The 19,764-nt window shown below is 68.7% G+C and carries 18 protein-coding genes; 4 read left to right on the top strand and 14 right to left on the bottom strand.

The annotated features are described in order from the left end of the window. Positions 1–5 precede the first annotated feature (5 nt). Together pdxA and rsmA are read left to right on the top strand one after the other, a co-directional pair. Positions 6–995, top strand: a complete 990-nt coding sequence (pdxA, locus tag LGM89_RS12625; RefSeq protein ID WP_089495604.1) for a 4-hydroxythreonine-4-phosphate dehydrogenase PdxA — start codon at positions 6–8, stop codon at positions 993–995. Positions 996–1,044: 49 nt separating this feature from the next. Further along, complete coding sequence (gene rsmA, locus LGM89_RS12620; RefSeq protein WP_047852199.1) at positions 1,045–1,872, top strand: 16S rRNA (adenine(1518)-N(6)/adenine(1519)-N(6))-dimethyltransferase RsmA; 828 nt, start codon at positions 1,045–1,047, stop codon at positions 1,870–1,872. A 60-nt stretch (positions 1,873–1,932) separates the two neighbouring features. Here the strand turns inward: rsmA and LGM89_RS12615 are convergent, their stop codons facing one another. Continuing rightward, on the bottom strand, positions 1,933–2,895 hold the full coding sequence (locus LGM89_RS12615; protein WP_226273149.1) for a DMT family transporter: 963 nt from the start codon (positions 2,893–2,895) through the stop codon (positions 1,933–1,935). Between the two features lie 408 nt (positions 2,896–3,303). On the opposite strand from LGM89_RS12615, the gene gloA reads away from it, so the two are divergent. Then, positions 3,304–3,693, top strand: a complete 390-nt coding sequence (gene gloA / locus LGM89_RS12610) for a lactoylglutathione lyase (protein ID WP_089495601.1) — start codon at positions 3,304–3,306, stop codon at positions 3,691–3,693. Positions 3,694–3,801: 108 nt separating this feature from the next. On the opposite strand, the gene LGM89_RS12605 is transcribed toward gloA, so the two are convergent. Genes LGM89_RS12605 through glyQ form a run of 5 tightly spaced genes read right to left on the bottom strand, consistent with a single transcriptional unit; the run spans position 3,802 to position 9,244 of the window. Further along, the gene (locus tag LGM89_RS12605) at positions 3,802–4,689 is read right to left on the bottom strand and encodes a M48 family metallopeptidase (protein ID WP_226273148.1); all 888 of its coding nucleotides are present in this window, start codon (positions 4,687–4,689) and stop codon (positions 3,802–3,804) included. A gap of 46 nt (positions 4,690–4,735) precedes the next feature. Then, positions 4,736–5,500, bottom strand: coding sequence for a lysophospholipid acyltransferase family protein (locus LGM89_RS12600; protein ID WP_089495599.1), 765 nt, complete (start codon positions 5,498–5,500; stop codon positions 4,736–4,738). Between the two features lie 43 nt (positions 5,501–5,543). Then, complete coding sequence (gene gmhB, locus LGM89_RS12595; RefSeq protein ID WP_089495598.1) at positions 5,544–6,107, bottom strand: D-glycero-beta-D-manno-heptose 1,7-bisphosphate 7-phosphatase; 564 nt, start codon at positions 6,105–6,107, stop codon at positions 5,544–5,546. Between the two features lie 10 nt (positions 6,108–6,117). Further along, positions 6,118–8,217, bottom strand: coding sequence for a glycine--tRNA ligase subunit beta (glyS, locus tag LGM89_RS12590; protein WP_089495597.1), 2,100 nt, complete (start codon positions 8,215–8,217; stop codon positions 6,118–6,120). A 22-nt stretch (positions 8,218–8,239) separates the two neighbouring features. Next, entirely contained in the window at positions 8,240–9,244 is a 1,005-nt protein-coding gene (gene glyQ / locus LGM89_RS12585) for a glycine--tRNA ligase subunit alpha (protein WP_011885965.1), read from the bottom strand. Between the two features lie 321 nt (positions 9,245–9,565). On the opposite strand from glyQ, the gene LGM89_RS12580 reads away from it, so the two are divergent. Then, positions 9,566–11,221: a hypothetical protein gene (locus LGM89_RS12580; RefSeq protein WP_226273147.1), complete on the top strand. Its 1,656-nt coding sequence runs from the start codon at positions 9,566–9,568 to the stop codon at positions 11,219–11,221. A gap of 88 nt (positions 11,222–11,309) precedes the next feature. On the opposite strand, the gene lnt is transcribed toward LGM89_RS12580, so the two are convergent. From lnt to LGM89_RS12540, 8 genes are all read right to left on the bottom strand, one after another. Next, positions 11,310–12,998 carry an apolipoprotein N-acyltransferase gene (gene lnt, locus LGM89_RS12575; RefSeq protein WP_226273146.1) on the bottom strand — a complete coding sequence of 563 codons (1,689 nt, stop codon included), beginning with the start codon at positions 12,996–12,998 and terminating at the stop codon, positions 11,310–11,312. A 52-nt stretch (positions 12,999–13,050) separates the two neighbouring features. Next, the gene (locus tag LGM89_RS12570; protein WP_089426284.1) at positions 13,051–13,938 is read right to left on the bottom strand and encodes an HlyC/CorC family transporter; all 888 of its coding nucleotides are present in this window, start codon (positions 13,936–13,938) and stop codon (positions 13,051–13,053) included. Between the two features lie 307 nt (positions 13,939–14,245). Next, positions 14,246–14,398: a hypothetical protein gene (locus LGM89_RS12565; protein WP_174972906.1), complete on the bottom strand. Its 153-nt coding sequence runs from the start codon at positions 14,396–14,398 to the stop codon at positions 14,246–14,248. A 70-nt stretch (positions 14,399–14,468) separates the two neighbouring features. Next, a complete protein-coding gene (locus LGM89_RS12560; RefSeq protein ID WP_089426283.1) occupies positions 14,469–15,101 on the bottom strand; it encodes a gamma-glutamylcyclotransferase in 633 nt (210 codons plus the stop codon). Positions 15,102–15,113: 12 nt separating this feature from the next. Continuing rightward, the gene (gene ybeY, locus LGM89_RS12555) at positions 15,114–15,890 is read right to left on the bottom strand and encodes an rRNA maturation RNase YbeY (RefSeq protein ID WP_226206825.1); all 777 of its coding nucleotides are present in this window, start codon (positions 15,888–15,890) and stop codon (positions 15,114–15,116) included. 147 nt (positions 15,891–16,037) lie between these two features. Next, positions 16,038–17,084 (bottom strand): PhoH family protein, encoded by a 1,047-nt coding sequence (locus tag LGM89_RS12550; RefSeq protein ID WP_089426281.1) that lies wholly within the window; start codon positions 17,082–17,084, stop codon positions 16,038–16,040. Positions 17,085–17,113: 29 nt separating this feature from the next. Next, on the bottom strand, positions 17,114–18,487 hold the full coding sequence (miaB, locus tag LGM89_RS12545) for a tRNA (N6-isopentenyl adenosine(37)-C2)-methylthiotransferase MiaB (RefSeq protein WP_089495594.1): 1,374 nt from the start codon (positions 18,485–18,487) through the stop codon (positions 17,114–17,116). A 217-nt stretch (positions 18,488–18,704) separates the two neighbouring features. Then, positions 18,705–19,637 carry a LysR family transcriptional regulator gene (locus LGM89_RS12540; RefSeq protein ID WP_089495593.1) on the bottom strand — a complete coding sequence of 311 codons (933 nt, stop codon included), beginning with the start codon at positions 19,635–19,637 and terminating at the stop codon, positions 18,705–18,707. Positions 19,638–19,764: the final 127 nt, after the last annotated feature.

The raw sequence follows: 19,764 nt of genomic DNA, 5'->3' as shown, positions 1-19,764 counted from the left end.
TTCGGATGACCACACCCGCGCTGCAGATCGCGATCACGACTGGCGAACCCGCGGGGGTCGGCCCGGAGCTGACCGTGCAGGCGCTGCGTGATGCCGCGCAGCGCTGGCCCGACGCACATTTCACCGTGCTCGGCGATGCGACGCTGCTCGACGCGCGTGCGGCGGCCGTCGACGCCGACCGCGCCACGCTGGCCGGCAGCGGGCCGGTGTCGGTCGCGCATCACGCGCTTGCCGTGCCCGTGCAGGCGGGCAAGCTGGACGCCGCGAACGGCCCGTACGTGCTCGGGTTGCTCGACGCGGCGATCGACGGTGCGCTGGCAGGCCGGTACGATGCGATCGTCACCGCGCCGCTGCAGAAGAGCACCATCAACGATGCGGGCGTGCCGTTCACCGGCCATACCGAATACCTGGCGGAGCGCACGCATACGCCGCGGGTCGTGATGATGCTGGCCGGTACCGGCCACCAGCCGCTGCGCGTCGCGCTCGCGACCACGCACCTGCCGCTGAAGGACGTGTCCGCCGCACTCACGGTCGACGGGCTCGTCGAGACACTCGCGATCATCGATCGCGACCTGCGGCGCGACTTCGGTCTCGCCGCACCGCGCATCCTCGTGACGGGCCTGAACCCGCACGCGGGCGAGAACGGTTATCTCGGCCGCGAGGAGATCGACGTGATCTCGCCGGCGCTGGCCCGCGCGAACGCGCAGGGCATCGACGCGCGCGGCCCGTATCCGGCCGACACGCTGTTCCAGCCGCGCCATCTCGCGGACGCCGATTGCGTGCTCGCGATGTTCCATGACCAGGGCCTGCCCGTGCTGAAGTATGCGACGTTCGGCGAGGGCATCAACGTGACGCTCGGGCTGCCGATCATCCGGACGTCGGTCGATCACGGCACGGCACTCGATCTGGCCGGCACCGGCCGCGCGGATCCGGGCAGCATGATCGCCGCGCTCGACACGGCCGTCACGATGGCGCGTCATCGCCGCACGGCCTGACGCGGCCCGGCTTCACCTCTTTCGTCGTATTTTTCGTTTTACTCAGTCGATGTCGAACAGCAGACAGCACCAAGGCCATTTCGCGCGCAAGCGCTTCGGGCAGAACTTCCTCGTCGATCACGGCGTGATCGACTCGATCGTTTCGACGATCGGCCCCGCGCGCGGCCAGCGCATGGTCGAGATCGGCCCCGGGCTCGGTGCGCTGACCGAGCCGCTGATCGAGCGCCTCGCGACGCCCGAGTCGCCGCTGCATGCAGTGGAGCTCGACCGCGACCTGATCGGGCGCCTGCAGCAACGTTTCGGCGCGCTGCTCGAACTGCACGCAGGCGACGCGCTCGCGTTCGACTTCCGGTCGCTCGCGGCGCCCGGTGACAAGCCGTCGCTGCGGATCGTCGGCAACCTGCCGTACAACATATCCAGCCCGCTGCTGTTTCACCTGATGACGTTCGCCGATGCGGTCATCGACCAGCATTTCATGCTGCAGAACGAAGTCGTCGAGCGGATGGTCGCGGAGCCGGGCACGAAGGCGTTTTCGCGTCTGTCGGTGATGCTGCAGTACCGCTACGTGATGGAGAAGATGCTCGACGTGCCGCCGGAATCGTTCCAGCCGCCGCCGAAGGTCGATTCCGCGATCGTCCGGATGATTCCGTACGAACCGCATGAACTGCCGGACGTCGACCCCGTGCTGCTCGGCGAAATCGTCACCGCCGCGTTCTCGCAGCGCCGCAAGATGCTGCGCAATACGCTCGGCGACTATCGCGAGACGATCGATTTCGACGCGCTCGGCTTCGATCTCGCACGCCGTGCGGAGGACGTGAGCGTGGCCGAATACGTCGGCGTCGCGCAGGCGCTCGCGGCGGTGCGCAAGGCCGGTTGAGGCCGGTCACGCGAGCCGGACCGGATGTGACGAAGAGGCTGCCCTGCGAGGCAGCCTTTTTTATTGCGTGGGCGCGCGCGTGCTGCGCCGGGTCGTCATGCCCGCCGGCGCGTTGACGAGCGCGATGCCGGTCAGCACGAGCGCGGCCGCGGACATGAAGCGCCAGCCGACCGATTCGCCGAGCAGCAGCACGCCGAACGCGACGCCGAACAGCGGCGACAGGAACGTGAAGACGGACAGCCGCGACGCACTGTAGCGCGTCAGCAGCCAGAACCACGACAGGTAGCTGACGAACGCGACGATCACCGACTGGTACGCGAGGCTCGCCACCGCGACCGGCGTGACCTGCGCGAACGACACCTGGCCGAACAGGGCGGCAAGCGCGACCAGCACGACCGCCGATACCGCGAGCTGGTAGAACAGCGTCTTGCTTGCACTCGCGCGCGCGAGCGCCGTCGAGCGCACGACGACCGTCGTCGCGGCCCACATCGCGCCGCCGAGAATCCCGAGCGCATCGCCGGCCAGCCCGGCAAGCGCCGATGCGCCGGGCGCGCGCGGTTTCAGGAAGCCGTCCGCGAAGGCGAGCGCGATGCCGGCGAATGCCAGGCCGACGCCGGCCCACTGCGTGCGCTGCAGCCGTTCGCCCGGTGCGAACAGGTGCAGGCCAAGCGCGGTAAAGCACGGTGCCGTGTACAGGAAGATCGCCATGTGCGACGCGCTCGTCAGCGTCAGCCCGAAGAACACGCAGATGAATTCGCCGGCGAACAGCGCCCCGGCCGCGAGGCCCGCGCCGAACGTGCCGTCCGCCTGGAACAGCGGCGTACCGCGGGAGCGGGCCCAGCCCCATAGGAGCACCGCTGCGATCACCGAGCGCAGCCCGGCCTGGAACATCGGCGCGATCGCAGCGTTCGTGCTCTTGATCGCGACCTGCTGGAAGCCCCAGATCGCGCACAGCAGCAGCATCAGGCCGACGGCGCGCATGTCGAGCGCGCGGCGCATGGGGGCGGCGGCGAGCGTGGTCATCGGCGAACCTCGCCGGTTCGGCGCGGCAGCTGCATGATCGGGAGGGCGGCGCATCCGGCGCGCTCGAATCGGCGGTTTCGCACGGCAGTGTGGCTGTCTCGGGGGAGGGGTGGTCGCGTTCGGGCACTAGGTCGCATGCCCGTTTTTGGTGCGAGGTGGAAGGATGTTACCCGATCGGCGCAGCCGCCGGGCGCGTCGGATCGTGCCGCTTTCCGCCGTTGTGCTCGCGCCGGTTGATGTCGACGAATCGTATTGGCGCACTCGGGCGAGGCGCCTCCGGCTGGACGCCCGTGGGCAGCCGCGGCCTGGCGCTCCCGGCCAGGCGCCCCCGGCTAGGCGCCCCCGGCGAAATTCACCCGACTCCGGTAAAATTCCCGGTTCTGGAAAGTCCCCACAGGAGTACAACACATGCGATTGCTGCATACGATGCTGCGAGTCGGCGATCTCGACCGCTCGATCAAGTTCTACACCGAATTGCTCGGCATGAAGGTGCTGCGCCGCGACGACTATCCGGAAGGCAAGTTCACGCTCGCATTCGTCGGCTACGGCGACGAAAGCGACAACACGGTGATCGAGCTGACCCATAACTGGGATACGCCGGCCTACGATCTCGGCAACGGCTTTGGCCACCTCGCGCTCGAAGTCGACGACGCGTACAAGGCCTGCGAGCAGATCAAGGCGCAAGGCGGCAAGGTCACGCGCGAAGCGGGCCCGATGAAGCACGGCACGACCGTGATCGCGTTCGTCGAGGATCCGGACGGCTACAAGATCGAGTTCATTCAGAAGAAGGCACGCTGAGCGCCGGATGAACCGGGCTGCGGCGTGCGATGGGCGCCGCGGCAGCAAAAGAGGGCGATGCGGGGTGACCCGCATCGCCCTTTTCCGTTGGCGGCGACGCCGTGCGTATCACAGCGACGGCAGCAACTCGGGCGGGTGATGCTTGAGCGTGTGCCGTGCTTCGCGGAACTCGGGGAAGATCGATTCGACGGTCTGCCAGAAGGCCGGGCTGTGGTTCATCTCGCGCAGGTGCGACAGCTCGTGTGCGACGACGTAGTCGATGATCGACATCGGGAAATGGATCAGCCGCCAGTTCAGCCGGATCTTGCCGTCGCTCGAGCAGCTGCCCCAGCGCGTCGCGGCCGACGACAGCGCGTACATCGAATACGTGACGCCGAGTTTCTCCGCATAGACGGCGAGGCGTGCGCCGAAGATCCGCTTGGCTTCGCCCTGCAGCCAGCCCTGCACGCGATCCTTGATCTGCTGCATGTCGGCCTGCACGGGCAGCGGCAGCGAGAGCCGCAGCGCATCGGTATCGAACGCGACGGCGCCCGCGCCGAGCGCGATCGTCACCGTCTTGCCGAGATAGGGAAGCGTCGCACCGTCGCGCCAGTCGATCTGCGGCAGCGCGCGCTGTTCGGTGCGCGTCTTCCACTCCGCGAGCTTCGCGAAGATCCAGCGCTGCTTCTCGGAGATTGCCGCTTCGATGTCGGCGAGCGTGACCCAGCGCGGTGCTGTGATCGACAGCCCGCTGCCGTCGATCGTGAAGCCGATCGTGCGGCGCGCGGAGCGCTTCAGGCGGTATTCGAGCACGCGGCTGTCGAGTGCGAACGTGCGCACGCGCGAGCGGTCGGGCGCCAGGCCCGGATCGAGGGGCGCCGCGGGCGCCGCTTCGGGCGGCGCCGGCGGCGTGGCGGGCGCCGACGGCGCGGCGGCCGGCCCGTCGAAGAGCGGCAGGTCCATCTGGCGATGATCGAGAGCCACGACGGCAGGCCGTGGCCGCGGACGCTGTTTCATCAGTTCGCTTCTTTTTGTCGTACGCAACGGCTGCAACCTGGGGGCGTCAGACACGCGCGGCATCGCGCGTGCCCGCATTGCCCGACTGGCGATACGAATCGGGATCGATCCGGCGCATTTCCGCTTCGATCCATGCTTCGACCTGCGAGTTCAATGCATCGGGCGTCAGCCCCTCGCTCGCGATCGGCTTGCCGATCGACACGGTGACGACGCCCGGGAATTTCGTGAACGAGTTGCGCGGCCACACCCGACCTGCATTGTGCGCGATCGGCACGACCGGTGCGCCGGTTTCGATCGCGAAGCGCGCGCCGCCCGTCTTGTACTTGCCCTGCTTGCCGACCGGCGTGCGCGTGCCTTCCGGGAACATGATCATCCATGCGCCTTCCGACAGACGCTTCTTGCCCTGGCGGATCACCGACGTGAACGCGTTCTTGCCTTCCTTGCGGTTGATGTTGACCATGTGCAGCATCCCGAGCGCCCAGCCGAAGAACGGCACGTACAGCAGCTCGCGCTTGAACACGTAGCAAAGCGGCCTCGGCATCAGTGCCGGAAACGCGAGCGTCTCCCACGCGGACTGGTGCTTCGACAGCAGCACCGCCGGGCCGTCGGGCAGGTTCTCGTACCCTTCGATCCGGTAGCGGATGCCGTTCAGCCAGCGCACGACCCACAGCGTCGACTTGCACCAGCCGGCGGCCATCCAGTAGCGCGCGTCGGAGCGCATGAACGGAAAGGCGATGAAGCACGCGGTGGCATACGGCACCGTGTACAGGACGAAGTAGATCAGCAGCAGCAGGGAGCGGACGAAGCGCATCGGCGTAAGTCTGGCGTTAGGGAGGATGCGCGCGGCGGCTGCATCACTCGTGTTCGTGTGAAAGGAAATCGAGCGCGAACGCGCGCAGGTCGTCGTGGACCTTCGTGCCGGGCGGCAGGTTGCCGGCGGCGAGCGTTTTCTTGCCCTTGCCGGTGAGCACGAGGTGCGGCTGGAAGCCGACCGCGACACCGGCCTGCAGGTCGCGCAGCGAATCGCCGACGACCGGCGTGTGATCGGGATCGATCTCGAAGCGCTCGGTGATCATCTGCATCATGCCGGGTTTCGGCTTGCGGCAGTCGCAGTGATCCTCGGCCGTGTGCGGGCAGAAGAACACCGCGTCGATACGTGCGCCGACCGCGGCCGCCGCGCGATGCATCTTCAGATGCATCTCGTTGAGGGCGGCCATGTCGAACAGCCCGCGACCGATGCCGGACTGGTTGGTCGCGACGACCACGCGATAACCCGCGTGGTTGAGCCGGGCGATCGCCTCGAGGGCGCCGGGCAGCGCGATCCATTCGTCGGTTGTCTTGATGAACGCATCCGAATCGACGTTGATCACGCCGTCCCGGTCGAGGACGACGAGCTTTCGGTTGGGGCTGGTCGGCATCGTGCGGCCCTTATGCGGCGAGCTTCGAGATGTCGGCGACGCAGTTCATCTGCTGGTGCAGCGCGGACAGCAGCGCGAGACGGTTCGCGCGCAGTGCCGGATCTTCCGCGTTGACCATCACGTCGTTGAAGAACGTGTCGACCGGTGCGCGCAGCGCGGCGAGCGCCGACAGCGCGCCCGTGTACGCACGCGCCTCGAGCTGCGACTGCACGTGCGGCGTCACGGCCGCGAGCTGTTCGTGCAGCGCCTTCTCGGCCGCCTCGACGAGCAGCGTCGGCTGCACCGTGCCGTTCGCGCCGCCTTCCGACTTCTTCAGGATGTTCGAGATCCGCTTGTTCGCGGCCGCGAGCGCTTCGGCTTCCGCGAGGCGCGTGAACTCGCGCACCGCGTCGAGGCGCGCGACGAGATCGTCGACACGCGTCGGGTTCAGGCTCAGCACCGCATCGATTTCCCCGGCCGAATAGCCGCGCTCGCGCAGCAGGCCGCGCAGGCGGTCCATGAAGAACGCGAGGATCGCATCGGTCGATTCGGCCACGCCCGGCACGCCTTCGAAGCGTGCATGGGCCGTGCGCAGCAGCGATACGAGATCGAGCGGCAGCTGCTTCTCGAGCAGCAGGCGCAGCACGCCGAGCGCGTGGCGGCGCAGTGCGAACGGATCCTTCTCGCCGGTCGGCGCGAGGCCGATGCCCCAGATGCCGACGATCGTCTCGAGCTTGTCGGCGAGCGCGACGGCGGTCGACACCGGCGTGGTCGGCAGTGCGTCGCCGGAGAAGCGCGGCTGGTAGTGCTCGGCGCAGGCGAGCGCGACGTCGTCGGCTTCGCCGTCGTGGCGCGCGTAGTACGTGCCCATCGTGCCCTGCAGTTCCGGGAACTCGCCGACCATGTCGGTCAGCAGGTCGGCCTTCGCGAGACGCGCGGCGCGCTTCGCGTGCGTGGCGTCGGCACCGATCGCGGGTGCGATCTCGCCGGCCAGCGCCTCGAGGCGCTCGACGCGTGCGAGCGCCGAACCGAGCTTGTTGTGATACACGACGTTCGCGAGCTGCGGCACGCGGTCGGCGAGCGGCTTCTTCTTGTCCTGCTCGAAGAAGAACTTCGCATCGGCGAGGCGCGGGCGCACGACGCGCTCGTTGCCTTCGATGATCTCGCCCGGCGTCTTCGTCTCGATGTTCGACACGATCAGGAAGCGCGAGCGCAGCTTGCCGGCGACGTCGGTCAGCGCGAAATACTTCTGGTTGGTTTGCATCGTGAGGATCAGGCATTCCTGCGGGACCTGCAGGAATTCGTCCTCGAAGCGGCACGGGTAGACGACCGGCCATTCGACCAGCGACGTCACTTCGTCGAGCAGCGACTCGGGCATCACGACGGTATCGCCGTTCGCGTGCTCGTTCAGTTGCGTGCGGATCGTTTCGCGGCGATCGGCGAAGTGCGCGATCACGCGGCCCTTGTCGCGCAGCGTGTCGGCGTAGCTGCGCGCATGCTGGATCGCGACGAGGCCGTCGGACAGGAAGCGGTGGCCGAGCGTGGTGTCGCCGGCGTCGACGCCGAATGCGGTGACGGGCACGATGCGATCGTCGTGCAGCACCGTCAGGCGATGCACGGGGCGCACGAACTTCACGTCGGAGCCGTCCGGGCGCTGGTAGGTCATCACCTTCGGGATCGGCAGCTTCTCGAGCGTCTCGTCGAGCGCGGCCTGCAGGCCGTCGGCGAGCGTCGCGCCGGCTGCCGAATAGTTGATGAAGAATGCTTCGGCCTTGCCGTCCTGCGCGCGCTCGAGATCGGCGATCGACAGGTTCGGGTGGCCGAGCGCCGCGAGCTTCTTCGCGAGCGGCGCGGTCGGCTTGCCTTCGGCGTCGAGCGCGACCGACACGGGCAGGACCTTTTCGCGAACCTGCTTTTCAGGGGCGACGGCGCGCACGTTCTGCACGACGACGGCGAGGCGGCGCGGCGTGGCGTAGCGTTCGAACACGAGTTCGCCTTCGATGAGGTCGCGCGCCGCGAGGCGTTGCGCGAGACCATCGGCGAATGCGTCGCCGAGGCGCGCGAGGGCCTTCGGCGGCAGCTCTTCGGTCAGCAGTTCGACGAGCAGGGGGGCGGGATGATTGTGCGTCATGATTGGAATGAATCTCGTCTCGTCAGTCCTGATCGATCTTGCGTTCGACCTTGAGCGGCGGCGCCCACGCCGGTTGTGCGGCGTCCTGGGCGTCGGTGGTGAGGCCCGGCACGCCCGGCGGGTTGCCGAGCATCGGGAAGCCGAGCTTCTCGCGCGAGTCGTAGTAAGCCTGCGCGACGAGACGCGACAGTGCGCGGATGCGGCCGATGTACGCCGCGCGCTCGGTGACCGAGATCGCGCCGCGCGCATCGAGCAGGTTGAACGTGTGGCCGGCCTTCAGCACGAGCTCGTACGCGGGCAGCGCGAGCTGCGCGTCGATCATCTTCTTCGCTTCCGCTTCGTAGCTGTTGAAGAACGTGAACAGCAGGTCGACGTTCGCGTGCTCGAAGTTGTAGGTCGATTGCTCGACCTCGTTCTGGTGGTAGACGTCGCCGTACGACAGGCGGCGCAGCTCGGGGCCGTTCGGGCCTTGCTCTTCCCACTCGGTCCACACGAGGTCGTACACGTTCTCGACCTTCTGCAGGTACATCGCGAGGCGCTCGAGGCCGTACGTGATTTCGCCGAGCACCGGCTTGCAGTCGAGGCCGCCGACCTGCTGGAAATACGTGAACTGCGTGACTTCCATCCCGTTCAGCCACACTTCCCAGCCGAGGCCCCACGCGCCGAGCGTCGGGTTTTCCCAGTCGTCCTCGACGAAGCGCACGTCGTTCTGCTGCAGGTCGAAACCGAGCGCCTCGAGCGAGCCGAGGTACAGGTCGAGGATGTTTTCCGGCGCCGGCTTGAGCACGACCTGGTACTGGTAGTAGTGCTGCAGGCGGTTCGGGTTCTCGCCGTAACGGCCGTCCTTCGGGCGGCGCGACGGCTGCACGTACGCGGCGCGCCACGGCTCGGGGCCGACCGCGCGCAGGAACGTGTGGACGTGCGAGGTGCCCGCGCCGACTTCCATGTCGATGGGCTGGAGCAGGGCGCAACCCTGCTTGTCCCAGTAGGACTGCAGCGTCAGGATGATTTGCTGAAACGTAAGCATGAAGAGCCTTCGTGGCGCTGGCGCTCCGTTGCGGGCGGCGCTCCGGGCGGGGCCCGGAGGGTCGGCTCGCGCGGCGGCGCGGCTTGTTAGTGTGCTGAAACGCGTAATTTTACCGGATCGGCGAGCGGATGCGGCCGGAACGCGGGCGGGCGCACCGTCGGCCCCGTCCGGGCGGCCTGCGCGGGCGTGACCGGCGCCCGCCGGGTGGCCGCGCGCGGCCTGTCGTGACGCGCGTGCCGCGCGGCTTCGCGCGGGCGTTAAGATGCGCGTATTGCGGTGCGCGCGACGTGTGCCGCGCCACCGCTAGCCGATTCCGACTGCATGGACGATCCGACCGATATCCTCATTCCGCTGCTTCCGCCCTTCCTCGCGCTGCTCGGGCAGGCCGCCGATGCGCAGGCGCGCGGCGAACATGCCGCGCACGATCTGTGGCTTGCCGCCGCCGCGCAGCTGCATGCGGTCGACGCCGATGCGCTCGCGCAACTCACCGGCACGCTCGTCTCGCGGCAGCGTACGGCCGATGCGCTCGCGCTCGCCGAATGCGCGGCGCGCGTGCAACCGGGCGCGACCGCGTACTTCAATCACGGCTACGCACTGCAGATGGCGGGCCGCCACGCGGACGCCGTGGCGCCGTATCGCGCGGCGCTGGCGCTCGATGCCGACCGGCCATCGCTGCGCAACAACCTCGCGATCGCGCTGCGGCTGTCGGGTAGCGGCCGCGCGGAGGAGATCGCGCTGCTCGAAGCGGCGGTGCGCTTCGACCCGCGCGACGTGCAGGCGTGGATCAATCTCGTCGTCGCGCGGCTTGCAACGCACGACCTGGACGCCGCGCTCGCGTGCGCGGCGCGGCTCGTCGAGCTCGCGCCCGACAACGCGCTCGCGATGAATAACGTCGCGCTGGCGATGAAGGAGGCGCAGCGCTGGGACGACGCCGAGCGCTACGCGGCGCGCGCGTGCGAGCTGGCGCCCGACGACGCGTCGTTCCGCTTCAACCTGGCGATCATCCAGCTCGTGCGCGGCAACGTCGCGGCCGGCTGGCGCGGCCACGAGGCGCGCTGGGACGGCGCGGGCGAATTGCGCGGCCGCCGGCCGGTGCTGCCGGGCCCGCGCTGGCAGGGCGAGCCGCTCGCCGGCAAGACGCTGCTCGTGTGGGGCGAGCAGGGGCTCGGCGACGTGCTGCAGTTCTGCCGCTTCGTCGCGCCGCTCGCCGAGCGCGTGCACCGCGAGGGCGGCCGGCTCGTCTGGAATACGTTCCCGCTGGTGGGCACGCTGATGCAGCGCAGCCTCGGCGCGCATGCGGACGCATTCAGCGCGGGCGGCGGCATCGAATTGCTGCCGGCCTTCGATTACGAAGTGCCGCTGATCGGCCTGCCGCTGATGCTCGGCATGGAAGCGTCGACACTCGCGTCGTCGGTGCCGTATCTGCGGGCCGATCCGCATGCGCGCGATGCGTGGCGCGCGCGGCTCGCGGGCGACCGCCGGCTGAAGGTCGGGCTCGTGTGGACGGGCAGCGCGGGGCACCAGCGCAATCCGTTCCGGCGGGTCGGGCTCGAGCGCTATGCCGACGCGTTCCGCGGGATCGACGGCGTCGCGTTTTATTCGCTGCAGCCGGGCGCGAACGCGGATGTCGAGGCGGCGCGCGCGGCGGGCTTCGCGATCGAGGACGTCACGGCGGAACTGACGAGCTTCGACGATACGGCCGCGTTCATCGGCGCGCTGGATCTGGTGATCACCGTGTGCACGTCGGTCGCGCACCTGGCGGGTGCGCTCGGCGCGCGCACCTGGGTGCTGCTCGACGTGAATCCGCACTGGCCGTGGCTGCTCGAACGCAAGGACAGCCCGTGGTATCCGACCGCGACGTTGTACCGGCAACCGGTTTTCGGCGCGTGGGCGCCGGTGATGGAGGAGGTGAGCCGCGACCTGCGGCGCCTCGCCGCGCAGCCGGTTCAAGCGGAGGGGGCGACCCGGCAGGCCTGACCGGCCGGCCGTATCGCGGCTGCGGGCCGCTGCTGCAAGTTGCATTCGACGGCGGCCGCCACGCACTGCGCAGCGGTCGCCCGTTGCGTCATTCCGGCTGGTCGTCGCCGTTCTTCTTGCCGTTGCGCCGGCGCAGCCCGGGGCCGAACGTGAAGCCGAACGCGAGCAGCACGAGCGATACCGCGAGCACGATGTTGTTGCCGCTCGTCACGTACGGCGTGAAGCCGCTGGTGCCTTCGATCCGAACGTCGAGCGAGCCGATCGTGAACGGCTTCAGCTGCCCGAGCACGCGGCCGCGCGCATCGATCGCGGCCGTCATCCCCGTGTTGGTCGCGCGCAGCATCGGCCGGCCCGTCTCGAGCGAGCGCATCCGCGCGATCTGCAGGTGCTGGTCGAGCGCGATCGTGTCGCCGAACCACGCGAGGTTCGTCACGTTGACGAGCACGCCGGGCGGCTGCGGGTTGTCGCGGATCGTCGCGGCGATTTCCTCACCGAACAAGTCCTCGTAGCAGATGTCGGCCATCACGGGCTGGTTGTGCACGAGGAACGGCTTCTGCACGGGCGCGCCGCGCGCGAAGTCGCCGAGCGGCATCTTCATCAGGTCGACGAACCACCGGAAGCCCCACGGGATGAATTCGCCGAAGGGCACGAGGTGGTGCTTGTCGTAGTGATAGATGTCGCGCGAATTCGGCGTCACGCCGTACAGGCTGTTCGTGTAGTCGACGTAGTGACCGTCCTCGGTCACCGATGCGCCGACCGCGCCGAACAGCACGGCCGAGCCCGTCGTGTCGCTGAACTTGCGGATCGCGACGGCGAACGGCTCGGGCAGCTCCTGGATCATCACCGCGATCGCGGTTTCCGGCGTGACGATCAGGTCGGCCGGCTTCTCGATGATCATCTGCGTGTACATCTTGATCGCCGCGTCGATGCCCGCTTCCTCGAACTTGATGTCCTGCTTCACGTTGCCCTGCAGCAGCCGCACCGTGAGCGGCTTGTTCGCGGGCACGGTCCACGTGACCTGCGACAGGCCGAGACCGGCCGCGATCAGCGCGAGCGCGATGCCGGCCGGCGCGGCGATGCGCACGCGCGCATCGCCGGCGCGGGGCTCGGCAAGCGGCGACGGCCGGGCGGCGGCGAGCGCCTGCACGACGAGCGCGGCGAACAGCGCGAGCACCCACGCGATCCCGTACACGCCGGCGACCGGCGCGAAGCCCGCGAACGGGCCGTCGACCTGCGGATAGCCGCTGGCGAGCCACGGGAAGCCGGTGAGGACGGTGCCGCGCAGCCATTCGCCGAGCGCCCAGGCGCTCGCGAACGCGAATGCGCCGTGCCAGGTCGGCGAGAACGGCCGCGGGTCGGGCGTGCGGCGATGCCACGCATGGCCCGCGCAGAACGACCACAGCCCGGCGGAGAACGCCGGGTACAGCGACAGGTACAGCGAGAACAGCACGAGCGCGCCGCCCGCGAGCGGCGCGGCCATCTCGCCGTACACGTGCATGCTGATGTAGAGCCACCAGATGCCGGTGATGAAGTTGCCGAAGCCGAACGCGCCGCCGGTGAGCGCGGCGCTGCGCCAGCTTGCGGTGCGCGTGAGCTGCGCGAAAAACCAGACGAATACGACGAGTTGCAGCCAGCCGCCATGCGGCGTCGGTGCGAAGCTGAGCGTATTGGCTGCGCCGGCGAGCAGCGCGGCCGGGTAGTGCCAGCGCGGCAGCGCGCGGCCGGGAGTCGGCGCGAGCAGGCCGCCAGCCGGGCGGGACAGGATCGGATCGTCCATGTGAAGCGGAAGTGGGCGAGCGGTTGTGGAACGCGCGGCTGGCGCGCGACGGTCAGTCCTCGTGCGAGGTTTCGGCGCGACGGCTGGCGAGCGGGTTGCGGCGCACCAGCAGTACGTGGACCTGGCGCGCATCGCCGCGCTGGATCTCGAACACGAGGTTGCCGAGCTGCAGCTTTTCGCCGCGATGCGGGACGCGGCCGAAATGATGCGTGATCAGCCCGCCGATCGTGTCGACTTCGTCGTCGGGGAAATCGGTGCCGAACGTCTCGTTGAACTGCTCGATCTCGGTGAGCGCACGCACGCGGTAGCGGCCGTCGGGCCCCGAGATGATGTTGCCGGCTTCCTCGTCGAAGTCGTATTCGTCCTCGATGTCGCCGACGATCTGCTCGAGCACGTCCTCGATCGTGATCAGGCCCGCGACGCCGCCGTATTCGTCGACGACGATCGCGAGGTGATTGCGGTTCACGCGGAAGTCGTGCAGCAGCACGTTCAGGCGCTTCGATTCGGGAATGAACACGGCCGGGCGCAGCATCCCGCGCACGTCGAATTCCTCTTCGGCATAGAAACGCAGCAGATCCTTCGCGAGCAGCACGCCGATGACGTTGTCGCGGTTCTCCTCGTACACGGGGTAGCGCGAGTGCGCCTTCTCGAGGACGAACGGGATGAAATCTTCGGGCTTGTCGGCGATGTTGATCGCGTCCATCTGGGCGCGCGGCACCATGATGTCGCGTGCGCACAGGTCGGATACCTGGAACACGCCTTCGATCATCGACAGCGAATCGGCGTCGATCAGGTTGCGCTCGTGGGCGTCCTGGAGGATTTCCAGCAGCTCGCCGCGGGATTCGGGCTCGGGCGAGATGAAGTCGGTCAGGCGCTCGAGCAGCGAGCGCTTTTCTTGCGGTTTGTCGGTTAGCTTACGACTGGGATACGAATCGTTCATGGTGGTGCGCCCGGGTCATGCCGGAGCGCGCGGTCACGGAGTAGGCAAGGATACACCAAGGGCACGACGCGACCGTGTCACACCGGCCGCACGGCCAAGGTGGGCGGCTCGCGCGGGCCCCGCTCGCGGACGGCCGCGCCGGGCGCGGCATCGTCCTCGGTTCCATCCTATCTCAGAAAGGCGCGACGGGGCAGCGGCGGCAAAAAACGGGTGCGGAAGGGGTGGGGGCGTGACGCGGGAAAACGTCCGGCGGAGGTGGCTGGGGGCGGCATTCTGACGCACGCGGGTGGGGTCGCCGCGCCGCGGTTCAGAACCGCATGCCGGCCGAGCAGCCGCCGGCGGCCGCGCCGTTGGTCGCGGCGCCGCCGCAGCCCAGGATGCCGCAGCCGGACAGCGCGACGCTCGCGGCAACGAGCAGCGCGGCAATCCTGCAACGCGACCAGCGTGACGGTTTCATCATCGGGCGTGCCCTCGTTCGAATGCGCATGCGGCGCGGCAGCGCGTGGCGGCAAGCCGGGCGCCGGGCCGCGTCACCGGCATCGCGCGAGCAGCCCTTCGAGCGCGCGATCGGGGATGCCGCTCGCGCGCAGCGCGTCGACCGTGCGGCTCACGTAGTCGAGCGTCGTGCCGTAGCGGCCGGCCGCGCAGCTGAACACTTCCTTCACGACGGGATCGGTCAGCTTGCCCGTGTAGGTCGGCGCGTCGCGGCGCATCACGAACGCGAGCGCGTTCACGCGTTCGCCGCTTTCCAGCGAGCACGGCAGCCACGCGGGCCGGTACGAGCCCATCGGCATTTCGCGCTTCCACAACGTTTCGAGGTGCGGTTGCGCGGTCGGGCCGGCGAGCCGGAACGCGATGCCCGAGCAGGAGCCGCCGCGATCGAGCGCGAGCACGAGGCCCGGGCGTTCGGGCGTCCCGCGGTTCACGCGCGACCACAGGTAGAGCCCGCGGTGATAGCCGTGCACCTTGCCGCGCACCGCGGCGACGGTCGGCAACCCCGGGTTCCAGATCAGTGAGCCATAGCCGAACAGCCAGAGATCCTGCTGGCCGTCCCAGTCGCGCATCGTGTGCGCGAGCGAGGCCGCGAGCTCGTCTTCCGTCAGCAGGCGCCCGGCGCCGATCGACGGCGGGTAGGCGGGCGGGAGCGTCGCGGCGTTGCGCATCGTGCGGAGGGCTTACTGGTACGGGTTCGGGAAGCCCAGCTTCGCGAGGATGTCGACTTCGAGTGCTTCCATTTCGGCTGCGTCCTCGTCGCTCGTCTCGTGGTCGTAGCCCTGCGCATGCAGCGCGCCGTGCACCAGCAGGTGCGCGTAATGGGCCGTGAGCGGCTTGCCCTGGTCGTGCGCTTCCTTCTCGACGACCGGGCAGCACAGCACGAGGTCGCCGATCACGGTGCCGTCGGGCGCCGCGTCGTACGCGAAGGTCAGCACGTTGGTCGGGTAGTCCTTGTGGCGGTAGCCGGCGTTCAGCGTGCGGCCTTCTTCTTCGCCGACGAAGCGCACCGTGAGCTGCGCGCTGGCGAACAGCGCGGGCTCGATCCATTCGGCGATCAGCTTGCGCTTGGGCAGCGTCTTGCGCACGTCGCTCGTGATTTCGTCACCGTATTGCACGGACAGGTCGAGTTCCAGCTCGCGCAGCGCGTCCTCGGCGTCGTCTTCGCGCGGCGCGGGCTCGGCGCCCACGTGCAGCGTCACGCTGTCGTAGTGCTCGGGCTGCAGCGCGAGCTTCGCGCGCATGGCCGGATCGTTGTGCTGCGCGACGATCGCGACGGCGGCTTCTCCCGAACTGCCCGACAGGTCGAACATCAGGCTGCGGCCATCCGGGAAGTCGATTCGCAGCCCTTGCGCGTTGACGGTCCGGGCCTTGCCCTTCGCATCGAACAGCGAAAGGCGGGGGGAGGCGGGCGCGGCCGACTGGGCGCGCCCGGACTTGCGGGAACGGGAGGATTTCATGACGCGTACGGCGATTAGGACGCGTTGAGGATACACCAAACGGCCGATCGCACCCGAATTCGCACAGGCGAAAAAAAGCCCGGCGCGCCGTGTGGCGGGCCGGGCCGGGCTGTCGGGCCGGGGCGGCGTACGGGTGCCGCCGGCCGGTCAGCCGTCCTGGTGCTGCGCGTGGAATTCGTCGTACGCCTCGACGATGCGCGCGACGAGCGGATGGCGCACGACGTCCGCGCTCGTGAAGCGCGTGAGCGCGATGCCGCGCACGCCGCCGAGCACCTGCTGCGCCTCGACGAGGCCGCTCTTATGGCCGCGCGGCAGGTCGACCTGGCTCGTATCGCCGGTCACGACCGCCTTCGAGCCGAAGCCGATCCGCGTGAGGAACATCTTCATCTGCTCGGGCGTCGTGTTCTGCGCCTCGTCGAGGATGATGAACGCGTGGTTCAGCGTGCGGCCGCGCATGTACGCGAGCGGCGCGATCTCGATCATCTGGCGCTCGAACATCTTCGCCGTCTTGTCGAAGCCGAGCAGGTCGTACAGCGCGTCGTACAGCGGACGCAGGTACGGGTCGACCTTCTGCGCGAGATCGCCCGGCAGAAAGCCGAGCCGCTCGCCGGCCTCGACGGCCGGGCGCGTCAGCACGATCCGCTTGACCTGGTCGCGCTCGAGCGCGTCGACCGCGCACGCGACCGCGAGGTAGGTCTTGCCGGTGCCGGCCGGCCCGATGCCGAACGTCACGTCGTGCGACAGGATCTGCTTCAGGTACTCGCGCTGCGCCGGCGTGCGGCCGCGCAGGTCGGCGCGTCGCGTGTAGAGCTTCGGCGCGGGCTCCTCGTCCGGCTCGCTGGCGTCGAGCTGCACGACGGGCTCGTCGAACGGATGGTCGGGGTCGCCGCGAAAGCGCACGTCGAGCGTGTCCTGACGGCCGTTGCCGGACGTGTGGCGCACTTCGACCAGCGCGAGCTGGATGTCGTCGACCGACAGCGCATCGCGCGCGCGGTTGTAGAAGTTCTCGAGCGCGGCGAGCGCGAGCTTGGCGCCGCGCCCGCGGATCGCGATCCGGTGGCCGCGTCGCGACAGCGTGACGTCGAGCGCCTGTTCGATCTGCCGCAGGTTCTCGTCGAGCGGGCCGCAGAGGTTGGCGAGGCGCGCGTTGTCGTCGCGCGGCGCGACGAATTCCAGTGCTTGGGTCGGCTTCAAAGTGGCGTCGGGCTCCTGTTGAGCGTCAGTCAGTGCGTGGCCGCGCTCGCGTCGTCGCTGACGAGCACGAGTTCGCCGCGCAGCGAATGCGGGTAGGCGTGGTTGATCTTCACGTCGATCATCTGGCCGATCAGGCGCGGGTGCGACGCGAGCGGCGCCGGGAAATTCACGACCCGGTTGTTCTCGGTACGGCCCGCGAGTTCGTTCGGGTCCTTGCGCGACGGGCCCTCGACGAGGATCCGCTCGACCTTCCCGACCATCGACGCGCTGATGCGCGCGACGTTTTCCTCGATGGTTGCCTGCAGATGTTGCAGGCGTTTGAGCTTCACGTCGCGCGGCGTGTCGTCATGCAGGTTCGCGGCCGGCGTTCCGGGGCGCGGGCTGTAGATGAACGAGAAGCTGGTGTCGTAGCCCATCTCGTGCACGAGCGCCATCATCTTGTCGAAATCGTCCTCGGTCTCGCCGGGGAAGCCGACGATCATGTCGGTCGACAGCGACAGGTCCGGGCGGATCGCGCGCAGCTTGCGGATCACCGATTTGTATTCGAGCACCGTGTAGCCGCGCTTCATCGCCATCAGGATGCGGTCGGAGCCGTGCTGGACGGGCAGGTGCAGGTGGCTCACGAGCTTCGGCACCTTCGCGTAGGTATCGATCAGGCGCTGCGTGAATTCCTTCGGATGCGACGTCGTGTAGCGGATCCGCTCGATGCCGGGGATGTCGGCGACGTATTCGATCAGCGTCGCGAAATCGGCGATTTCCGACGAGCCGGCCGCGAGCGCGCCGCGATACGCGTTCACGTTCTGGCCAAGCAGCGTGACTTCGCGCACGCCCTGGTCGGCGAGGCCGGCCACTTCGGTCAGCACGTCGTCGAGCGGGCGCGACACTTCATCGCCGCGCGTGTACGGCACCACGCAGTAGCTGCAGTACTTCGAGCAGCCTTCCATGATCGACACGAACGCGCTCGGCCCCTCGACGCGCGCGGGCGGCAGGTGGTCGAACTTCTCGATTTCGGGGAACGAGATGTCGACCTGCGCACGGCCGCTCTCGCGGCGCGCATCGATCATCTGTGGGAGGCGGTGCAGGGTTTGCGGGCCGAACACGAGGTCGACGTACGGCGCACGCGACACGATCGATGCGCCTTCCTGGCTCGCGACGCAGCCGCCGACGCCGATCAGCAGGCCGGGCTTCGCTTCCTTCAGCTCGCGCACGCGGCCGAGATCGGAGAACACCTTCTCCTGCGCCTTTTCACGCACCGAGCAGGTGTTGAACAGGATGATGTCCGCGTCTTCCGGCGTATCGGTCTTTTCGAGGCCTTCGGCCGCATTCAGCACGTCCACCATCTTGTCCGAGTCGTACTCGTTCATCTGGCAGCCGAAGGTCTTTACGTAAACTTTCTTGGTCATGGGGGTTCGCCGTTCGCAGTGGTTGACCTGGGGGCGTCGTCTATAGGGTGAATCGGGACGGCCGTGCGCTGCACGCGGATGGCGCGCAGCCAGCATGAAAAGCCGTCGGGAAAGCCTTTCATTATAGCTTTTCATGCTTGGCTGGGACGGGCGGCGGGTTGCGGCCGCGCGACGCCGCGCTCCAGGTTCCGACCCCTTGGCGTCAGCGTGCCGGCCGTCAGCGGCACGCGTTCAGCAGGTCTTCGTGCACGGCTTCCTCGCGCGCGAAGCGTTCGGCGAGAAAGTCGAGCAGCACACGCACGCGCGGCGCCATGTAGCGCTTGCCCGGATAGATCGCGTGCAGTGGCGCGCTCTGGTGGCGCCAGTCCGGCAGCAGGACCTTGAGCCGCCCGGCGCGGATGTCGTCGGCGACATCCCAGATCGAGTTCAGCACGATGCCGCGGCCGCGCAGCGCCCATTCGCGGGCCAGGCCGCCGTCGTTGGTCTCGAACGCGGTGGCGAGCGGCACCGTGCAGGTTTGTGTGTCGTCGCCGCGCGTGAAGCGCCACGTGTTCATCGGGCCGGACGCCACCGTGATCACGGTGCACGGAAAGCGGGCCAGATCGTGCGGATCACTCGGCACGCCGTGGCGTTCGATGAACGACGGCGCCGCGCATGGCACGCGCCGGTCCGCGGCGAGCCGGCGGGCGATCAGCGCGCCGTCGGGCGGCGCCGCGAAGCGGATCGCGAGGTCGATCTCGTCCTGCCACAGGTTCGCCGTCGAGTCGGACGCCGTCAGCGAGAACGTCACGTCCGGGTAGCGCGCGGTGAATTCGTCGAGCCAGTCGAGCAGCCGGCGGCGGCCGAAATCGGACGTCGCCGACAGCCGCACCCGGCCGCCGACGACGTTGCGGCCGGCCTGCAGCAGCGCGTTCGCGTCGTCGAGCGCCTGCAATGCCTGCCGGCAGCCGGTCAGGTACAGGCGGCCCTCGTCGGTGAGCCGCAACTGCCGGGTCGAACGGTCGAACAGCCGGGTGGCGACCGCCGCCTCGAGCTTCGCCAGGCGCGCGCTCGCGGCGGCCGGCGTGAGGTTCAGCTTGCGCCCGGCGGCGGACAGGCTGCCCAGTTCGGCCGCCTCGACGAACAGCCGGATATCGCCCAGTCGATCCATGCGATTTTCCAGAAATATTTGAAAATGGTTCAAACGCCACGCCAATTATCAAATATCGGCATCTTCGGGACAATGCGCACATCCTGCCTTTTGTGCGGTGCGGCACCGCCCGGGCGCCGCGTCCGCC

This window comes from Burkholderia sp. AU31624 (assembly GCF_020420065.1).
In the GTDB taxonomy this organism is placed as follows: Bacteria; Pseudomonadota; Gammaproteobacteria; order Burkholderiales; family Burkholderiaceae; genus Burkholderia.
This window is presented reverse-complemented; position numbering and strand designations above follow the sequence as displayed.